The 15,068-nt window shown below is 72.9% G+C and carries 15 protein-coding genes; 5 read left to right on the forward strand and 10 right to left on the reverse strand.

Annotation, left to right across the window (positions count from 1 at the left end; translation table 11 throughout):
- Positions 1–20: 20 nt before the first annotated feature.
- Complete coding sequence (locus RCG67_RS00405) at positions 21–1,376, forward strand: glucose-6-phosphate dehydrogenase (protein WP_368824335.1); 1,356 nt, start codon at positions 21–23, stop codon at positions 1,374–1,376.
- 156 nt (positions 1,377–1,532) lie between these two features.
- Here RCG67_RS00405 and RCG67_RS00410 read toward each other — a convergent pair whose 3' ends face one another.
- A complete protein-coding gene (locus RCG67_RS00410) occupies positions 1,533–2,441 on the reverse strand; it encodes a PIG-L deacetylase family protein (RefSeq protein WP_368824336.1) in 909 nt (302 codons plus the stop codon).
- 364 nt (positions 2,442–2,805) lie between these two features.
- Between RCG67_RS00410 and RCG67_RS00415 the strand changes: the two genes are divergently transcribed.
- The gene (locus RCG67_RS00415; RefSeq protein ID WP_017831777.1) at positions 2,806–3,027 is read left to right on the forward strand and encodes a hypothetical protein; all 222 of its coding nucleotides are present in this window, start codon (positions 2,806–2,808) and stop codon (positions 3,025–3,027) included.
- A 94-nt stretch (positions 3,028–3,121) separates the two neighbouring features.
- Here the strand turns inward: RCG67_RS00415 and RCG67_RS00420 are convergent, their stop codons facing one another.
- A complete protein-coding gene (locus tag RCG67_RS00420) occupies positions 3,122–4,621 on the reverse strand; it encodes an FAD-dependent oxidoreductase (protein WP_368824337.1) in 1,500 nt (499 codons plus the stop codon).
- A gap of 151 nt (positions 4,622–4,772) precedes the next feature.
- Between RCG67_RS00420 and RCG67_RS00425 the strand changes: the two genes are divergently transcribed.
- Complete coding sequence (locus tag RCG67_RS00425) at positions 4,773–5,840, forward strand: spore photoproduct lyase family protein (protein ID WP_368824338.1); 1,068 nt, start codon at positions 4,773–4,775, stop codon at positions 5,838–5,840.
- Between the two features lie 44 nt (positions 5,841–5,884).
- Here the strand turns inward: RCG67_RS00425 and RCG67_RS00430 are convergent, their stop codons facing one another.
- The 6 genes from RCG67_RS00430 to RCG67_RS00455 form a co-directional block, all read right to left on the reverse strand.
- Positions 5,885–6,235, reverse strand: a complete 351-nt coding sequence (locus tag RCG67_RS00430) for a cupin domain-containing protein (RefSeq protein ID WP_058873370.1) — start codon at positions 6,233–6,235, stop codon at positions 5,885–5,887.
- Between the two features lie 35 nt (positions 6,236–6,270).
- The gene (locus RCG67_RS00435) at positions 6,271–6,786 is read right to left on the reverse strand and encodes a methylated-DNA--[protein]-cysteine S-methyltransferase (RefSeq protein ID WP_368824339.1); all 516 of its coding nucleotides are present in this window, start codon (positions 6,784–6,786) and stop codon (positions 6,271–6,273) included.
- 9 nt (positions 6,787–6,795) lie between these two features.
- Entirely contained in the window at positions 6,796–7,524 is a 729-nt protein-coding gene (locus RCG67_RS00440) for a hypothetical protein (protein ID WP_368824340.1), read from the reverse strand.
- 32 nt (positions 7,525–7,556) lie between these two features.
- Positions 7,557–7,808, reverse strand: a complete 252-nt coding sequence (locus RCG67_RS00445) for a DUF3253 domain-containing protein (RefSeq protein ID WP_368824341.1) — start codon at positions 7,806–7,808, stop codon at positions 7,557–7,559.
- A 96-nt stretch (positions 7,809–7,904) separates the two neighbouring features.
- Positions 7,905–9,695, reverse strand: coding sequence for an HNH endonuclease signature motif containing protein (locus RCG67_RS00450; protein WP_368824342.1), 1,791 nt, complete (start codon positions 9,693–9,695; stop codon positions 7,905–7,907).
- A gap of 201 nt (positions 9,696–9,896) precedes the next feature.
- Positions 9,897–10,997, reverse strand: coding sequence for an alkene reductase (locus RCG67_RS00455; protein WP_368824343.1), 1,101 nt, complete (start codon positions 10,995–10,997; stop codon positions 9,897–9,899).
- Between the two features lie 243 nt (positions 10,998–11,240).
- Here RCG67_RS00455 and RCG67_RS00460 point away from each other — a divergent pair, with 243 nt between their 5' ends.
- Entirely contained in the window at positions 11,241–11,603 is a 363-nt protein-coding gene (locus RCG67_RS00460) for a rhodanese-like domain-containing protein (RefSeq protein WP_368824344.1), read from the forward strand.
- 131 nt (positions 11,604–11,734) lie between these two features.
- Here RCG67_RS00460 and RCG67_RS00465 read toward each other — a convergent pair whose 3' ends face one another.
- Positions 11,735–12,550: an AraC family transcriptional regulator gene (locus tag RCG67_RS00465; protein WP_368824345.1), complete on the reverse strand. Its 816-nt coding sequence runs from the start codon at positions 12,548–12,550 to the stop codon at positions 11,735–11,737.
- A 73-nt stretch (positions 12,551–12,623) separates the two neighbouring features.
- On the opposite strand from RCG67_RS00465, the gene RCG67_RS00470 reads away from it, so the two are divergent.
- Entirely contained in the window at positions 12,624–13,148 is a 525-nt protein-coding gene (locus RCG67_RS00470) for a VOC family protein (protein WP_368824346.1), read from the forward strand.
- 397 nt (positions 13,149–13,545) lie between these two features.
- On the opposite strand, the gene RCG67_RS00475 is transcribed toward RCG67_RS00470, so the two are convergent.
- The gene (locus RCG67_RS00475; RefSeq protein ID WP_368824347.1) at positions 13,546–15,054 is read right to left on the reverse strand and encodes an aryl-sulfate sulfotransferase; all 1,509 of its coding nucleotides are present in this window, start codon (positions 15,052–15,054) and stop codon (positions 13,546–13,548) included.
- Positions 15,055–15,068 lie beyond the last annotated feature (14 nt).

Here is a 15,068-nt window from a genome sequence, read left to right on the forward strand (position 1 = left end):
TCCCGGGGTACCGTGCAGACATGACGAGCATCAGGACCCTGATCATCCTCGGCGCCACCGGCGACCTCACGTCCCGCCTGCTCCTGCCGGGCCTGGGCACGCTCCTGAGCACGGCCCCGGAGCTGCGGATCGACGTGGTCGGCTCCTCCCGGGAGCCCGCGGAGCGCTGGGAGCAGGTCGTGGCGGAGGCCTTCGACTCGGTGGGCGCGAGCGGACCCGCCGCCGCGCACACGCGGGAGAGCGCCCGCTACGTGCCGGGCGACGTCACCGACGCCGGCGACCTCGAACGCCTGCTCGACGGCGTGGAGGGTCCCGTCTGCCTGTACTTCGCCCTGCCGCCTGCGGTCACCGCGCAGGCGTGCGAGGTCATGGCCGGGATGGAGCTGCCGGAGGACCTGGTGCTGGCCCTCGAGAAGCCGATCGGCTCCGACACGGAGACCGCCCGGGAGCTGAACCGGCTCGTGGGCCGGCTCGTCCCGGAGGAGAGGACCTTCCGGGTGGACCACTTCCTGGGCATGCCGGCGGTGCTCAACTTCGTGGGGCTGCGCTTCGCCAACCGGCTGCTGGAGCCGCTCATGAGCCGGGAGCACGTGGAGTCCGTGGAGATCGTCTTCGACGAGACCCTGGGCCTGGAGGGCCGCGCGGGGTTCTACGACGCCACGGGGGCGCTGCGGGACATGATCCAGTCCCACCTGCTGCAGGTCATGGCCCTCGTCATGATGGAACCGCCCTCCTCGTTCGACCAGGTGGAGATCCCCACGCTGACCAGCCACGTGCTGCGGGCCGCGAAGCTCTGGGAGGGCGACGTCGCGGCGGCCGCGACCCGGGGCCGCTACACCGCGGGCAGCGTGGGCGGCCGCGAGCTGCCCGACTACACGGCCGAGGACGGGGTGGACCCGGAGCGCGGGACGGAGACGTTCGCGCAGCTGGTCCTCGAGGTCGACACGTGGCGCTGGAACGGCGTGCCGGTCACCCTGCGCTCGGGCAAGGCAGTCGGCAACCCCCGCCAGGAGATCGCCATCACGTTCCGCCGCCCGCCGCACGACTACGAGCAGCTGCCCCACTCGGGCGACGTGGCGCCGAACGTCCTGCGCATGGGTCTCGAGGAGGAGCAGCTGAGCCTGGAGCTGAACGTGGGCGGGCCCTTCGACTCCCGCGGGATGACCCGGGTGACGCTCTCGTCCGGGATGGCCCGGCCCGGCCTGACCGCCTACGGCAGCGTGCTGCGGGGCATCCTCGAGGGCGACCACACCTTCAGCGTCCGCGGGGACGCGGCGGAGCAGGGGTGGCGCATCGTCGAGGAGGTGCTGACCGCCTTCGAGGACGGCCGCGTCCCGCTGCTCGAGTACCCGGCCGGCAGCTCCGGACCCGTCTGAGCGGGGCCGCGCCGGCCGGCGGCTCCCGTCGTCGGGGTCCCCGCCCCGGACCCGCCGGAAGCCCCGCCGGGATCGCCCCCGGGACTTCCGCCGGGGTCCCCGGCGACAGGCCGCGGGGTGCCGGGACGCCCTGGGGACGCCCCGGCACCCGAGGGGTCAGAGGTCGCCGATGGCGGAGCCGAGCAGGCGGACCGGCTCGAAGGCCTCCGCGTTGGTGTTCTTGGCCTGGGCCCCGCGGAAGGCGGCCATGCCGCGGACCCGCCCCGGGGTCATGTAGGGCTTGCCGGCCTGGTCCCGGTGGGAGAGCACGGCCTCGACCTTGACGTCCACGTAGCCGTCGATGTCCACGAACACGGACGGGTCGAAATCGCGGGTCACCGACGGGGACTCGAAGCACAGGATCGAGTGGTGGGCCCGGGCCGCCCGCAGCGTGGCCTGGTGCACCGCGTAGTGGTCCTGGTGCTGGTCGTGTGCGGAGTGGGTGAAGATCACGTCCGGCTCGAACTCGCGGATCGCGGCCTCGATGGCCCGGACCATGTCGTTGCTGACGGCCTCCAGCTTCGTGTCCGGGAAGTCGTGCACCCGCAGGCCCGTGAGCCCCAGGAACGAGGCGCCGCGCTGGGCCTCGGCCGGGCGCAGCCCCACGTTGCCGCCGACCTCCCCGGAGCTCATCACCAGGCCCCGGACCTCGTGGCCGGTGTCCACCAGCTTGGCCAGGGTCGCCCCGCAGGCGAGCTCGAGGTCGTCCGGGTGGGCCCCCACGGCCAGCACCCGCCGGCGCTCGACCACGGTGGTGGCGGGGATCCGCCGCTCGGCGATGATGAAGCCGAAGGTGCCGGTGGCGACCAGGGTCGCCACCGCGATCGCGTCGCAGACCAGGGTGACGGGCATGATCGTGGCGCACCACAGGTTGAGCACCAGCAGCACCGAGTAGACGACGACGATGGCCCGGCGCAGCGTCCTGGCGCCGGCGATGAACCGCTTGTGCCGCGTGTAGGCGGCGTCCGACAGGACGTAGACGAGGACGACGGTGCTCAGCAGAGCACCCACGACGGATGGCAGCATGTTTTCCCCCCAGAGAAGATCGGCCCGGCCCGGATGCTCCTTCGCTCCGGGCCGAGGACGCCACCGGCCCCCCGACCGGTTCGACGTCCACCCGCCGCGGTGGTGGCCACCAACGGAACGGGTATGGATCAGTTTGCATGAGGAAACAGAGTTTTGCATCTGTTAATGGGCTCTCGGGCGACCCCACATCTGCCCACATCGGCCCCGCCCGCCGGGCGGGGGAGGATGGCGGCAGGCCCCCGGTGCCACTGGAGATCTTTATAGTCAGTCTGCTTTCCTATGGCCCCGTTTCGTGTGAGACTGGGCGGACACCGCTCGACGAGCTCACCGTTCACGGTGACCACCACAGGAAAGAGGTACATCCATGATCAGCACGATCCAGAACCTTGGTGTCCGCAGCGAGCACGCCTACGCGGCGGGCTTCGCCTCCATCGGCCTGTCCGTCCTCTCCTGGGCGGCCAGCCTCGGCAAGAGCAAGTCCAAGCCCCAGGCCGACCGCTGGGGCCTGTTCGTGGGCGAGTGGACCCCCACCTTCTTCGCGATCGGCGTCGCCCTGAAGCTCGAGGAGACGTCCTCCAAGAAGTAGTCCCCTCCCCGGCGCGGCCGACGGCGCGCGTCCTGCAGGAGGAACGGCGGCCCCCACCATCGAGGTGGGGGCCGCCGTCACGTCCGGGCCCGGCTCAGTGGCCGGCGCGGGGCAGGTCCTTCACGGCAGGGCCCTCGAGCAGGGACCCGTCCGCGGCGAACCGGGAGCCGTGCAGCGGGCAGTCCCACGAGCGCTCGGCGTCGTTCCAGCGCAGCACGCCGCCGAGGTGCGTGCACACACCGGAGATCTTGCAGGTGGTGCCGTCGACGGTGGACACGGCCACGGGGCGGCCGTGCTCGCGGCCGACGACGCCCTGTCCCTCCGCGGGCGCCCCACCGGGCAGCTCCTTGAGCTCGGCCTTGAGCCAGTCCTTGGGCGCGTTGAGACCCACGCCCGCGTTGACGCGCAGGGCGGTGAGGATGTCCGACGGCGAGGTCACGCGCCGGCCCAGCGTCTCGGCCCACGGCACGCTGCCACCGAGGATCTCGGCGTTCAGCGCGATCGCGGCGGCGACGGCGTTGCTCATCCCCCACTTGTTGTAGCCGGTGGCGAGGTAGATGTTGCCGCCGCCGCGGGGCAGGGTGCCGATGAAGGGCACGAGGTTGACCGACTGGTAGTCCTGCGCCGCCCATGCGTGGGTGCGCTCGGCCCCCGGGAACCAGCGCTGCGTCCAGGACTCGAGGTCGTCCACGGCGGCCTGCGGCGAGGGGGAGCGGCCCACCACGTGGTCGTTGCCGCCCACGAGCAGCAGCTCCTCCCCGTCGACCGGCACGGTGCGCAGGGTCCGGCCGGGGCTGTCCGCGGTGATGTACATGCCCTCCGGGATGGACCCCGGCGCCCCGGGGACCCGGTAGGTCAGGGCGTAGGAGCGGTTCGGGGAGAGCTTCGCGAAGTAGCCGCCGCGGTCCAGGACCGGGGTGCCCGTGGCGAGCACGAGCCGGTCGGCCTGCACCGACCCCTGGGAGGTCTGCACGGTCAGGGGCGAGCGCACGCCGGCGCCGGTGATCCGGACGCCCTCCACGAGCGTCCCGCCGAGATCCCGCAGTTCGGCCACGAGGGCGCCCAGCACCTCCATGGGGTGGAACTGCACCTGCTCCGCCATCGTGATGGCGCCGGAGACCTTGTAGGGGAGGCCGGTGTCCCGGGTCCAGTTCACGTGCAGGCCGGCGATCCGGGCGGCCTCGAGCTCCTTGCGCAGCGCGGAGGCGCCCTTGGACGTCGTGGCGTAGGTGTAGGCGGCGCGGCGCTGGAACGGGACCTCCCGCTCCTCGAGGAACCGGACCAGCCACTCCTGACCCTCCCGGTTCGCGTCCGCGTAGGCGCGCAGCACCTTGTCCGACTGGTGCCGGTGGATCTGGGAGAGCGTGGTGCCCTGCAGCAGGGACAGCTTCGCCGTCGTGTTGCCCGTGGTGACGGCACCCACCGAGCGGGCCTCGAGCACGGCGACCCGCTGGCCCGCACGCGCGAGCAGCACCGCAGTGGTCAGCCCGGTCAGCCCGGCACCCGCGACCACCGTGTCGTAGTGCGCCCCGGGGACGAACTGGTCCGTCGCGGTGGACGGCACCTCGTACGTGTCGAGCCATACGGATTTCATGGAGAAGCTCCCTCGTGATCGCTGCTGCCGGAGTGGTCGTCGCGGTCGGACCTGAGGCCATCCTGTCGGCCGCCCGGTGCGGAGTCCACTGTTCATCTCCGGTGAGCGATCCGCGCACCGGCTGTCGGAGGCGATTCCTAGACTCGTCCCCATGCCCCCGGAACCGTCCATGGTCGACATCACCCGCATCTACTACGAGCCGGCCGCCGCCGAGCTGCCCCGGGGGCGGGAGGTCCTCGAGCGGTGGCCCGACGCCACCCTGGTGGAGGTCCCGAGCCACTGGCAGATCCCGGAGCTGCACGGGGACGAGACCAACGCGCGGCGTTGGGTGCGGATCAAGCGCGAGGCCCTGGTGCTGGGGGTCAAGAAGTCGCTGGCGGCACGGCCCAACGGCCGGTCGGCGGACTTCATCGCGCCGTCCACGGCCAACGGGTGCGCCATGGCGTGCGCCTACTGCTACGTGCCCCGCCGGAAGGGCTACAGCAACCCGGTGACCGTCTTCGCCAACATCGAGCAGATCACCGGCTACCTGGACCGGCACATCCGCCGGCAGGGCACCAAGGCGGAGCCCAACCAGTGCGACCCGCAGGCGTGGGTCTACGACCTCGGGGAGAACAGCGACTGCTCCGTGGACGCCCTGCTCAGCGGGAACGTCCGGGACCTCGTGGACCTGTTCCGCCGGCACCCCACGGCCAAGGCGTCCTTCGCCACCAAGTACGTCAACCGGGAGCTGCTGGACTGGGATCCGCAGGGCCGCACCCGGGTGCGGTTCTCGCTGATGCCGGCGCACCTGGCCAAGCTGACCGACATCCGGACCACGCCCGTGCCGGAGCGGATCGCCGCTGTCGACGAGTTCGTGGCGGCCGGCTACGAGGTGCACGTGAACTTCTCGCCGGTCATCGTCACGGACACGTGGCTGGAGGACTGGGCCGAGCTCTTCGAACGACTCGACGACGGCCTGAGCGCGGCGGCCAAGGAGCAGCTGGCCTCGGAGATCATCTTCCTGACCCACAACGAGCAGCTCCACGAGGTGAACACGCAGTGGCACCCCAAGGCCGAGGAGGTGCTGTGGCGCCCGGACCTCCAGGAGACCAAGCGCTCCCAGAACGGGGCCCTGAACGTGCGGTACCGGTTCCGGGACAAGCAGCGGTACCTGGAGCAGTTCCTGGACCTGCTGCACGAGAAGCTGCCGTACTGCGACGTCCGCTACGCGTTCTGAGCCGACGTTCCGCTACGCGCCGTCTGCGCCCGCGCGCTCCTGCGTCACGCCACCCGGGGGTCGTAGCCGTCCGACGGACGGGAGACCGTGGTCAACAGGAACACCGAGTCCTCCAGAGCCTCCACCGAGTGGCGGGAGTCGGTGAGGGACAGCAGCTCTCCGGCGGTCAGCTCCTCGGCGAGCTGACCGCGCTTGAGCACCCGGACCCGGCCGCGGAGCAGCTGAAGCGTGGCGGCGGGCGGGGAGACGTGCTCGGCGAGCTCCTTGCCGGCGCACAGCGCCATCACCGTCTGCCGCAGCACGCCGTCGTGGACCACGAGCTCCGCGCTGCGCCCGGCACCCGACGCCCGCGCCTTCTCGAGGTTGGCGGTCGCGAGGTCGTCGAGGCGGGTCATGGGTCCTCCTGGTGGAGCGTCGGCGGTGCGGGGTGTCAGAGCAGCGCGCCCTCGAGGCGCAGCAGGTACTCCTTGCGCTCCATGCCGCCGGCGTAGCCGGTCAGGCGCCCGTTGGCGCCGATGATGCGGTGGCACGGGACCAGCAGGCTGACGGGGTTGCGGCCGTTGGCGGCCCCGACCGCCTGGGCGGCGCGGGGCACCCCGATCGCGCGCGCGACCTGCCCGTAGGTGCCGGTCGTGCCGTACGGGATCCGGGCGAGGGCGTTCCACACGCGCACCTGGAACGGCGTCCCGTGGAGCACGACGTCGGCGTCGAACTCCTGCAGCCGCCCCGCGAAGTACTCACCGAGCTGCTCGCGGACGTGCGGGAGGAGGTTGTCGTCGCGCTCCCCGAAGGACGCGGGCACGGGCCCTTGGCGTGCCTCCTCCACGGAGAGCGCCACGAGCGCGCCGGACTCCTCGACGAGCGCCAGCGGGCCGATCGGCGACTCCACGACGGCGTGACGACGGACGGTCGCGGTGGTGGGTGCCGGGCCCAGTCTCAGTCCCATGGGCTGATTCTACGCCCGGCGCAGCTGCTCCCGCGGGGTGCGGGCCAGGGCGTAGGACGGCTCCCGCAGCCGGTAGGTCCACTCGTAGTTCTCCGCGCCCGTGGGGACGTTGAGCAGGGGATCGAAGCGCTCGTCGTTCCCGAACGGTGCGCCGGGAGCGAGCTCGACCGTCCCGAAGCGCTGCCACGGTCCGACGGGTGTGGCCCAGTGCAGACCGAGGACCCAGGGCTGGGCGGCGACGGCTGCCCGGAAGAGGTCCGGGCGGGCCGGCAGGCGCTCCGCCCTCGGTTCGGGGTGCGCGGCGACCAGCACGGGTCCGTCGAGGCCGCGGTAGGGCATGAAGGAGGCGAAAGCACCGTCCGGCACGTGCCGGTGGAAGGTCGGCACGAAACGGGAGAAGCGCCCGCTGCCGGCGGTCGCGAGGAGGATGTCGGCGCGGCCGTCGCTGCGGCCCTCCATCTGCCCGGAAGGCGGCACAGGACAGCGCAGGGCGAGGCCCAGGATGTCGGGCCACCCGTGCGGGAAGCCGAAGGAGCGGGAGAAACGGGCCCGGACAGGGTTCTCACCGGCTTCGTCGATCCAGTGGATGCCGCTGCTCCCGCCGCCCGTCCGGGTCAGGACGCCTTCGAGCCCGACCCCCTCCGGGTGGATGGGCCGGTGGGCGCGGAACTGCTTGAGCAGGACGAACGGCGCGCGGGCGGCGGACCCGAGCAGGGTGCTGATGGGTGCGGTCGTCATGGCCCACACGCTACCCGGGGCTCGCGCCCGGGTCAGCGGAGCCGGACGCGGATCGGCCCGCGAGCCGTCCGGCCGTCGACGGCGCGGCCCCGCTGGGTGATGTCCGCGAGCCCGTCGTCGGCCAACCGGCAGGCCTCCTGGCGCACGTCCTCCATCAGGTCCCGCCAGTCGTCCGGGGCCAGGGCGCAGGCGGCCTCGGAGGGGCAGACGGTCTTCTCGCGTCCGCGGCGGCGCAACAGGTCGAGCAGCACGGAGCGCATCTCGGCGGACGACGGCGTGGTCACGGGCGGCTCCTCTGCGTGCGGGTCCGGTCCGGCCCGGACGTCCGTCCGGTCAAGAGAGTGGTCACGTCCCGGCGGACCGGGGTACGGTCCAGGGTCTCAGAACGGCGGCGGATCATCGGCCGGACCGGAGCGGGCAGCGGGCCGGGCAGCGAGACCCGCAGCAGGATCCCGGGCGAGGCCCGACGCGAGGTCCGGTGCGTCGTGCGGTGCGCGGGCAGGCGCACGGCGCGGGAAACGGTGCGGGGTGCTGTCCGCGACGGAGCCCGGAGCCTCGAGGCGGTACTCCTGCGGATAGGTCCTGTGCACCTGTCCTGCGGGAGAGGTCCACATCAGCACGCCGTGCCGGCCCATGACCCCTGTCCCGTCCGGAGCCCCGGCGACAGGACTCGGTCGCCGGGAGTCCCGCTGCCCGGGGGCCGGCTGTCCGCGGTCCAGGCACTCGGGCTCCACGTGCTCCACCCGCCACCGGCCCAGCGGGCCGTCCCGGTGCTTGAGCAGGTGGTGGTGCCGGCACAGGTGCGCGAGGTTGTCCGCCGAGGTCCGGCCGCCGTCGGCCCAGGCAACGGTGTGGTCGAGGTCGCAGCGCGACGCCCGGCGTCGGCAGCCCGGGAAGCGGCACGTGCCGTCCCGGGCCCGCAGCCGGTGCTTGAGGTCCGCGGGCACGGCGTAGGTGCTGCGGTCCCGGTCCAGGACGGTTCCGGTGACCGGATGGGTGAGGATGCGGGACCAGGACGGCGCACGAGCCGCGATCCGCTCGGCCAGGCCGATCGGGATGGGTCCGTAGCCCTCCAGCTCCGCGCAGCGGGCGGTCCGCAGCAGGTCCTCGACGGGACCGGTGAGCGCCTCCCCCGTGCTCCGGAGGAGGGCGAGGGCCGGCACGGTGACCGTCACGTGCCCGCGGATGCCGCGCAGGTGCTCCGGGAGGTCGGCGGGCTCGCCGTCGAGCAGGAGGTCCGCCAGCACGTCGGCCCGCAGCTGGGGCACCGTGCGGCGCTCCGGAGCCTCGGCGGCGAGATCGGACGGCCCGGCGCCTCCGGCCGACGGCGCGGGCGGTGCCACGGGCGGGACCTGCGCCGCGAGGACGCCGTCCGGCGCCACAGGAACCTGGTGCGGGGCCGGGAGCGCGGCGCGGTCGACCAGCGTGTCGAGTCGGTCCTGGATGGCGTGCGCGGTGCCCGCGTCCAGGAGGGCGCACAGCTGCGCCATGCCGTCCTCCCGGGGTTCGACCCACACGCGACGGTCCCGCAGCGCCAGCCGGTGGCGCTGCTCCTCGGTCTCCCGCAGCAGACCCGCACGGCGCCGACGTGCGAGGGCTCGCAGCTGGGCCACGGTGCTGTCCGGTCCCCGCAGGAGCAGCTCGTCGATGATCCGGCGGACGCTCTCGGCCGGTGCCCGAAGCTCCGGCGAGGAACTGTCGGCGTCCCACACGAGGTCGCGCCACAGCTCGATGAGCACACCCGCCTGCCGGGAGCCCATCAGCCCCTGCTCCAGGGCCTCCAGGACCCCGGGCAGGGACTCCGCGAGCAGCACGGCGTCCTCGACGCGGCGCAGCGCGGTGCCCGCGGGCAGCCGGAGGGCCGGGCCGATCTCGTCGGCGACGTCCCGGATCGTCTGCTCCGCGGGCTCGAGCGAGTGAGGGCCGAGGCGGTCGGCCTCGGCGGGCATCCAGTCCGCCTCCACCATCCAGCGCTGCTCCCGGGCCTCCTCCTGGAGCTGCCAGAGCCGGTGGAGCAGCCGGTACTGGCGTCCTGCCGCCCGAGCCTCGGCGCAGGACTCCTCGACGAGCGCCCGCACGCCGTCGGAGAACTCCTCGCCGATCTCGGCCAGGTCCGTCTCCTCCCGGAGGGCGTCCTCCAGGGTTCGGGGCGGCTGGGAAGTGGTGGCCATGGTCCATGGTCCCAGCCGGATCCGACACGCTAAGACGTGACCCGGATCACCCTCGGGGTCCCCGCGTCCCGCCCGGCAGGGCTGAGCAGGACGCGGGGAGCCGCCCAGGCCTGCCCGAACAGGCAGTCCGGGCAGCCCTCGGCGCCCTGCGCGCGAAAGGTCCCCGAGCCCCGCAGGGCGGGGCGGAACGCGAGGAGGAGCTCAGGCCTGCACGAACGGATAGTCCGTGTAGCCCTCGGCGCTCTGCGTGTAGAAGGTCCGCGGGTTCGGCACGTTCTCGGGCAGACCCTCCGCCCAGCGTCGCGCCAGGTCCGGGTTCGCGATCGCCGGGCGTCCGACGACGACGCCGTCCGCCACGCCCTCCTCGATCAGCCGCACGCTCTCCTCGCGGGTGGTCGGGACGTCGCTGAAGCCGCTGTTGGCCAGGAAGGCGCCGCCGAAGCGGGTGCGCAGCCCCTGGACGAACTCGCCCTCCGGCTCCTTGTGCAGCACGGAGAGATAGGCGAGGCCGAGATCCTGGATGCCGTCGACGAGAGCGCCGTACGTGGCCCGGACGTCCTGGTGGTCCGTCTCCCAGGCGTCCTGGATGTTGTGCTCGGGCGAGATCCGCAGACCGACCCTCTCCGCGCCGACGGCCTCGGCCACGGCCCGGACGACCTCGACCACGAAGCGGGCGCGGTTCTCCGGGGAGCCGCCGTACTCGTCGGTGCGCTGGTTGGCGCCCGGTGCGAGGAACTCGTGCAGCAGGTAGCCGTTCGCGCCGTGGATCTCCACACCGTCCAGGCCCGCCTCGATCGCGTTGCGCGAGGCCCGGACGAAGGACTCCACCACGCCCGGCAGCTCCTCGGCGGTCAGCGCGTGCGGCACGGGGTAGTCGGCCTTGCCCTGGTAGGTGTGCGTCTTTCCCTCGATCGCGAGAGCGCTCGGGGCCACCGGCTGGGAACCGCCGTTGATGTCCGGGTGCGTGACGCGCCCGGCGTGCATGACCTGCATGAACAGACGGCCGTCGGCGGCGTGCACGCTCTCGGCCACCCGGCGCCAGCCCTCGACCTGCTCGGGCGTCTCGATGCCGGGCTGGTAGGCGAAGCCCTGCCCGACCACGTCGGGGTACGTGCCCTCGGTGACGATGAGGCCCATCGAGGCGCGCTGGGTGTAGTGCTCCACGTTGAGCTCGCCGGGGACGCCGTCACGACCGGAGCGCATCCGGGTGAGCGGTGCCATGACGAGGCGGTTCGGCAGCTCGAGGGAGCCGAGGGTGACAGGCGTGGACAGGGTGGAGTGCGGCACGGGGAGGCCTTTCATCAGGGAACTGGTTCTTTCCGTCTCAACAGAAGATCCCGCGAAGTTATTTGCGCCCCTGCTGTCTCGTTCCTCACAGCTGGTGCCACACATACCCCCTGGGGTATTATCGAGCCAAACACCCCGAGCTCGTCGGGCGGAACGGAAGGACATCTCATGCAGAACACCACCACGGCACCCGTGCCGTGCGGGACGCACGCCCCGCACGGCACGGACCTCTCGACCGCTCCCAGGAAGGACTGAGCCGTGGGACTCCTCGGCCGCCTCTTCGGCACCACCTTCGAGACCGTGGACGTCGCCCGTGCACGGGAGCTCCTGGACGGCGGGGCCGTGCTCGTCGACGTCCGCACGCCCCAGGAGTACCGCGCAGGTCATGCCCCGGCCGCCCGGCACATCCCCCTGGAGGCCATCGCCACCCGTCAGCGCGAGCTGTCCAAGGACCGGCAGGTCGTGACGGTCTGCCGGTCCGGCGCCCGGTCGGCGAACGCCGCCCGGCAGCTCGCCGAGGCCGGCTACCAGGTGGCCAGCCTCCGCGGGGGCATGACGGCCTGGCAGCGCGCCGGCGAGCGTGTAGTTGCCAAGAACGGCCGGCCCGGCACCGTCGCCTGATCCGGGGCCGCGGCCGCGGCCCTCGCGTCGGCGCCGGATCAGCATCCGCCGTCCCGACCCGGCCAGGCAGTGCCACGATCAGCATCCGACGTCCCGACCCGGCCAGGCACGGCCGCAGGCCCCAGGAGCCCTCACCCGACCTCCCGCCCCGGCAGGGCGCGCCCGTAGCCGCGCGGGGTGGCGCCCAGCACCGACCGGAACTCCCGGGTGAGGTGGGACTGGTCGGCGAAGCCCAGCTCCGCGGCGAGTGCGCCCAGGTCCGCTTGCGGGTCCGCGCGCATCCGTTCGGCCGCTTCCTGGAGCCGACGACGACGGAGCAGCAGCTGCGGCGGCATCCCGACGAACCGGGCCGCGAGCCGTTGCAGCGAGCGCTCGGACACGTGCAGCTGCCGGGCGAGGTCGGCCGGGCTCCGCACGTCGGCGCCCGCCTCGAGGAGGTCGACCATGCGGTTGGCCACGGCACCGTCCCGCGCCGCCGCCGGGGACACGGCCGCCGTCAGCGCCCGGACGTGGTCCGCGAGCAGGGCGGCCGCCCGTGCGTGCCGGCCGGCCGGGTCCGCTGCCGTCATGGCCTCCGCGACGGCCGGGTGCAGTCCGGGGGCGGGGAGCGGCGCCGATCCGTCGAGCAGGTCCGCCGGGCGCTGCGTGAACAGCAGGACCCCCGCAGGTCGCAGCAGCGCCCCGACCGCCCAGCCCCGGCCCGTGAGCACCCGGGTGGACGCGCGGCTCGTGGGCCCGTGCAGCACCGCTCCGTCCGGTTCGACCACCACGTTGCTCGCCGGATAGCCCAGCACCAGCTGCTCGACGCGCCCCCCTGCCGGCAGGTCCCACTCCGGGATCCACAGCTGCCGGACGAGATGGGCGACGTCGTCGGGCGCGGGCAGGCGCACGACCGTGGCGTGCGGTCCCGGGGTGAGGTGGCCCCGCGTGGTGGGCGGCTCGCTCATGGCACGAGCGTAACCAGCCGAGGGTGGCGGAAATCTTCAAGACCGGCCCCGGCCCGCTCCCTAGGCTCGGAGCATGAGCACAGAGCAGAACCTCCGCGGGGTCACCGGAGCACACACGACCGACGGGACACCCCACGGGTTCACGTCCCTGACCCCCTTCATCGCGGTGGTCGACGCCGCCGCGGCGATCGACTTCTGCACCCGCGCCTTCGGAGCCGTCCTCGTCGACCGCACCGACATGCCCGGGGCGGACGGGACGCCCGTCGTCGTGCACGCCACCCTCGACCTCGGCGCCGGGCGTCTCCAGCTGGGCGAGGTGAACCCCGACTTCCACCTCGTCCCGCCGCCCGCGGGCGACGACGACTGCTGCTCCCTGGGCCTCTACGTCCCGGACGTCGATGCCGTGGTGGCGCGCGCCGTGGCCGCCGGCGCCACCGTCCGCGAACCCGTCAGCACGTTCGTCTCCGGGGACCGCTTCGGCAGCATCCGGGACCCCTTCGGCGTCCGCTGGTCGGTCATGACCCGGGTCGAGGACCTCTCCCCGGAGCAGAGCAGCGCCCGTGTCGCCGAGTGGGCGGAGTCCGCGGGACAGGCCTGAACCGGCTTCCGGCGCAGGCGCCCCAGGGGCCGGCGGCCGGGCGTGGAGCTCCGGGGCAGTGTCCTCCGGGTCGCGCTCCGAGCGGGAGCTCCTGCCGTGTGCACCGGGCTGCGGTGTCGTCCCCGGCACCAGGTCTCGCTCGCCGCGGGGCTGCACCTCTGCGGGCGAGGGCCCGGGGCCCGCGCGCGAACTCCTCGGACGCGTGCGGACCCCGGTCTCCGGGACGGGTGCCGGCCGCGGCTCTCCGCTCCGCGGCCGACACCGTCAGCATCTCCCTGTGTCCCGGGGATCCCCTCGCACCGATCAGCCAACCAGCACGTGCTGAACGCGAGCTGAGGCGGGGCGAGCGCGGGGTTCCGGCGCTGCCGTCCGTTCCTGCCGGCGCGGGCGCGCCGGCTCAGGAGCCGGCGAACCAGAAGTCGCCGAAGTCGTACTTGAGCACCCGGTAGGCGAAGTCGTTCTCGGTCGCCCCTTCGAGGGCGTAGCCGTAGCGGGCGACGACCTCGCGCTGGGCGTCGTACTCGGCGAACGTCAGGGCCTGGCCGCTGTTGATCACGAGCGGGCCGCCGAGGTCCTGCACGTTGCTGACGATCGCGGAGTAGGGGACGGGAACGGTCTCGACCTCGGTGTAGGTCCCGGCGTTCTCGTCGACGAGGTACTTCCGGTACTTCGAGCGGAGCGAGGAGTCCGCCCCGAGCACCGGAGAGGCCTCGGCAGGCACGGGAGCGGTGTAGTCCGGGCGGCTGTTCATCCTCCAGAACGAGTTGTCGAACATCGTGAGGTAGTACTGGCCGTCCGCCAGTGCGGCGTCGTCGTGGCGCACCACCGAGTGCTGTCCGGCGCTGTCGGGGAAGTTCCCCGCCTTCTCGAGGAGGAGGCCCTCGGCGTCGCTGCCGGCCCAGACCTCGCGCTGGCCGATGATGTAGTCGATCGCGGGGCTCCCGTGGACGTCGTCGACCTTCAGGATCGCGGAGGTCTCCCGCGCGCTGACGATCACGGAGTCGCCGTCCGCGGACCAGTCGACCGAGTTGAGGTGCAGCCAGTCGTCCACCCCGTTCGGGCCGTAGGGCTGGGTGCGGGACTTGTAGTCGGCGAGGAGCTCCGTGAAGTCGACCGTCTTCTCGTAGGTCCCGGTCTCGAGGTCGAGGGACACCAGGACGTCCTCCACGCTGCTCTTGGCGGTCTCCGTCGCCAGGATCACTAGCTTGCCGTCGTCGGTGACGTCGAAGTCGTGGTGCATCTCGTAGCCCGTCAGGACGTAGGTGGCCACGACCCGGCCGAGACCGTCGATGCGGGCCACCTGGTCCTTCCCGACGGTGGTCACCATGGTGTCGCCGTAGAACTCCAGGCGGTCCGTGCGGTAGCCGTCGAGGTCGAACTCGGCGCGCAGCACCCCCGTGTTGTCGTAGAGCAGGGTGTAGTCGACGTGGCGCTTCAGGCCCATGACGGCGAACAGGCCGTCGGTGAGCTCCTCGGCGTCCCCCTCCACGGTGCGGTCGAGAGTCGTGCGGTCGCCCGATGCACTCGGCGGAGCGGTCACGGTGAACGAGAACTCCACGGGTTCGCCGTCGTCGGGCTGCCAGGTGGTGGTCACGGTGTTCTCGGCGCCCGGGACCACCCCGATGAGCTGCCCCTCGAACGACGAGGCGCTCGGGTCCTGATCCTTCGCGACGCGCGTGAAGTCCTCGGTGCCGGGAGAGCTCACGGTGTAGGTCAGGGTGCCGTCGCCCTCGGTCCCGAACTGGGCGTAGACGCCCGTGGTGTTGGTGCCGAAGGGGTTGAGCACGAGCAGGGGGTCGTCCGGGGCCGAGCCCAGGGTCTGCAGGTCGTCCAGCGCGGCGTCGACCACCTGCTGCACGTCCAGGGCGAAGCCACGAGGCTCCACGGGCACGCCGTTGCGGGCCACCGAGACGGTGTACA

It is taken from the genome of Kocuria cellulosilytica (assembly GCF_040981245.1).
Lineage (GTDB): Bacteria > Actinomycetota > Actinomycetes > Actinomycetales > Micrococcaceae > Kocuria > Kocuria cellulosilytica.

What these genes read in the sequence shown, in the direction of transcription:
- RCG67_RS00430 (WP_058873370.1), bottom strand. Translation starts at nt 6,235, where the DNA reads ATGACCCGCCTCGACGACCTCGCGACCGCCAACCTCGAGAAGGCGCGG.
- RCG67_RS00420 (WP_368824337.1), bottom strand. Translation starts at nt 4,621, where the DNA reads ATGAAATCCGTATGGCTCGACACGTACGAGGTGCCGTCCACCGCGACG.
- RCG67_RS00465 (WP_368824345.1), bottom strand. Translation starts at nt 12,550, where the DNA reads ATGAGCGAGCCGCCCACCACGCGGGGCCACCTCACCCCGGGACCGCAC.
- RCG67_RS00405 (WP_368824335.1), top strand. Translation starts at nt 21, where the DNA reads ATGACGAGCATCAGGACCCTGATCATCCTCGGCGCCACCGGCGACCTC.
- RCG67_RS00435 (WP_368824339.1), bottom strand. Translation starts at nt 6,786, where the DNA reads ATGGGACTGAGACTGGGCCCGGCACCCACCACCGCGACCGTCCGTCGT.
- RCG67_RS00440 (WP_368824340.1), bottom strand. Translation starts at nt 7,524, where the DNA reads ATGACGACCGCACCCATCAGCACCCTGCTCGGGTCCGCCGCCCGCGCG.
- RCG67_RS00425 (WP_368824338.1), top strand. Translation starts at nt 4,773, where the DNA reads ATGCCCCCGGAACCGTCCATGGTCGACATCACCCGCATCTACTACGAG.
- RCG67_RS00410 (WP_368824336.1), bottom strand. Translation starts at nt 2,441, where the DNA reads ATGCTGCCATCCGTCGTGGGTGCTCTGCTGAGCACCGTCGTCCTCGTC.
- RCG67_RS00415 (WP_017831777.1), top strand. Translation starts at nt 2,806, where the DNA reads ATGATCAGCACGATCCAGAACCTTGGTGTCCGCAGCGAGCACGCCTAC.
- RCG67_RS00470 (WP_368824346.1), top strand. Translation starts at nt 12,624, where the DNA reads ATGAGCACAGAGCAGAACCTCCGCGGGGTCACCGGAGCACACACGACC.
- RCG67_RS00450 (WP_368824342.1), bottom strand. Translation starts at nt 9,695, where the DNA reads ATGGCCACCACTTCCCAGCCGCCCCGAACCCTGGAGGACGCCCTCCGG.
- RCG67_RS00455 (WP_368824343.1), bottom strand. Translation starts at nt 10,997, where the DNA reads ATGAAAGGCCTCCCCGTGCCGCACTCCACCCTGTCCACGCCTGTCACC.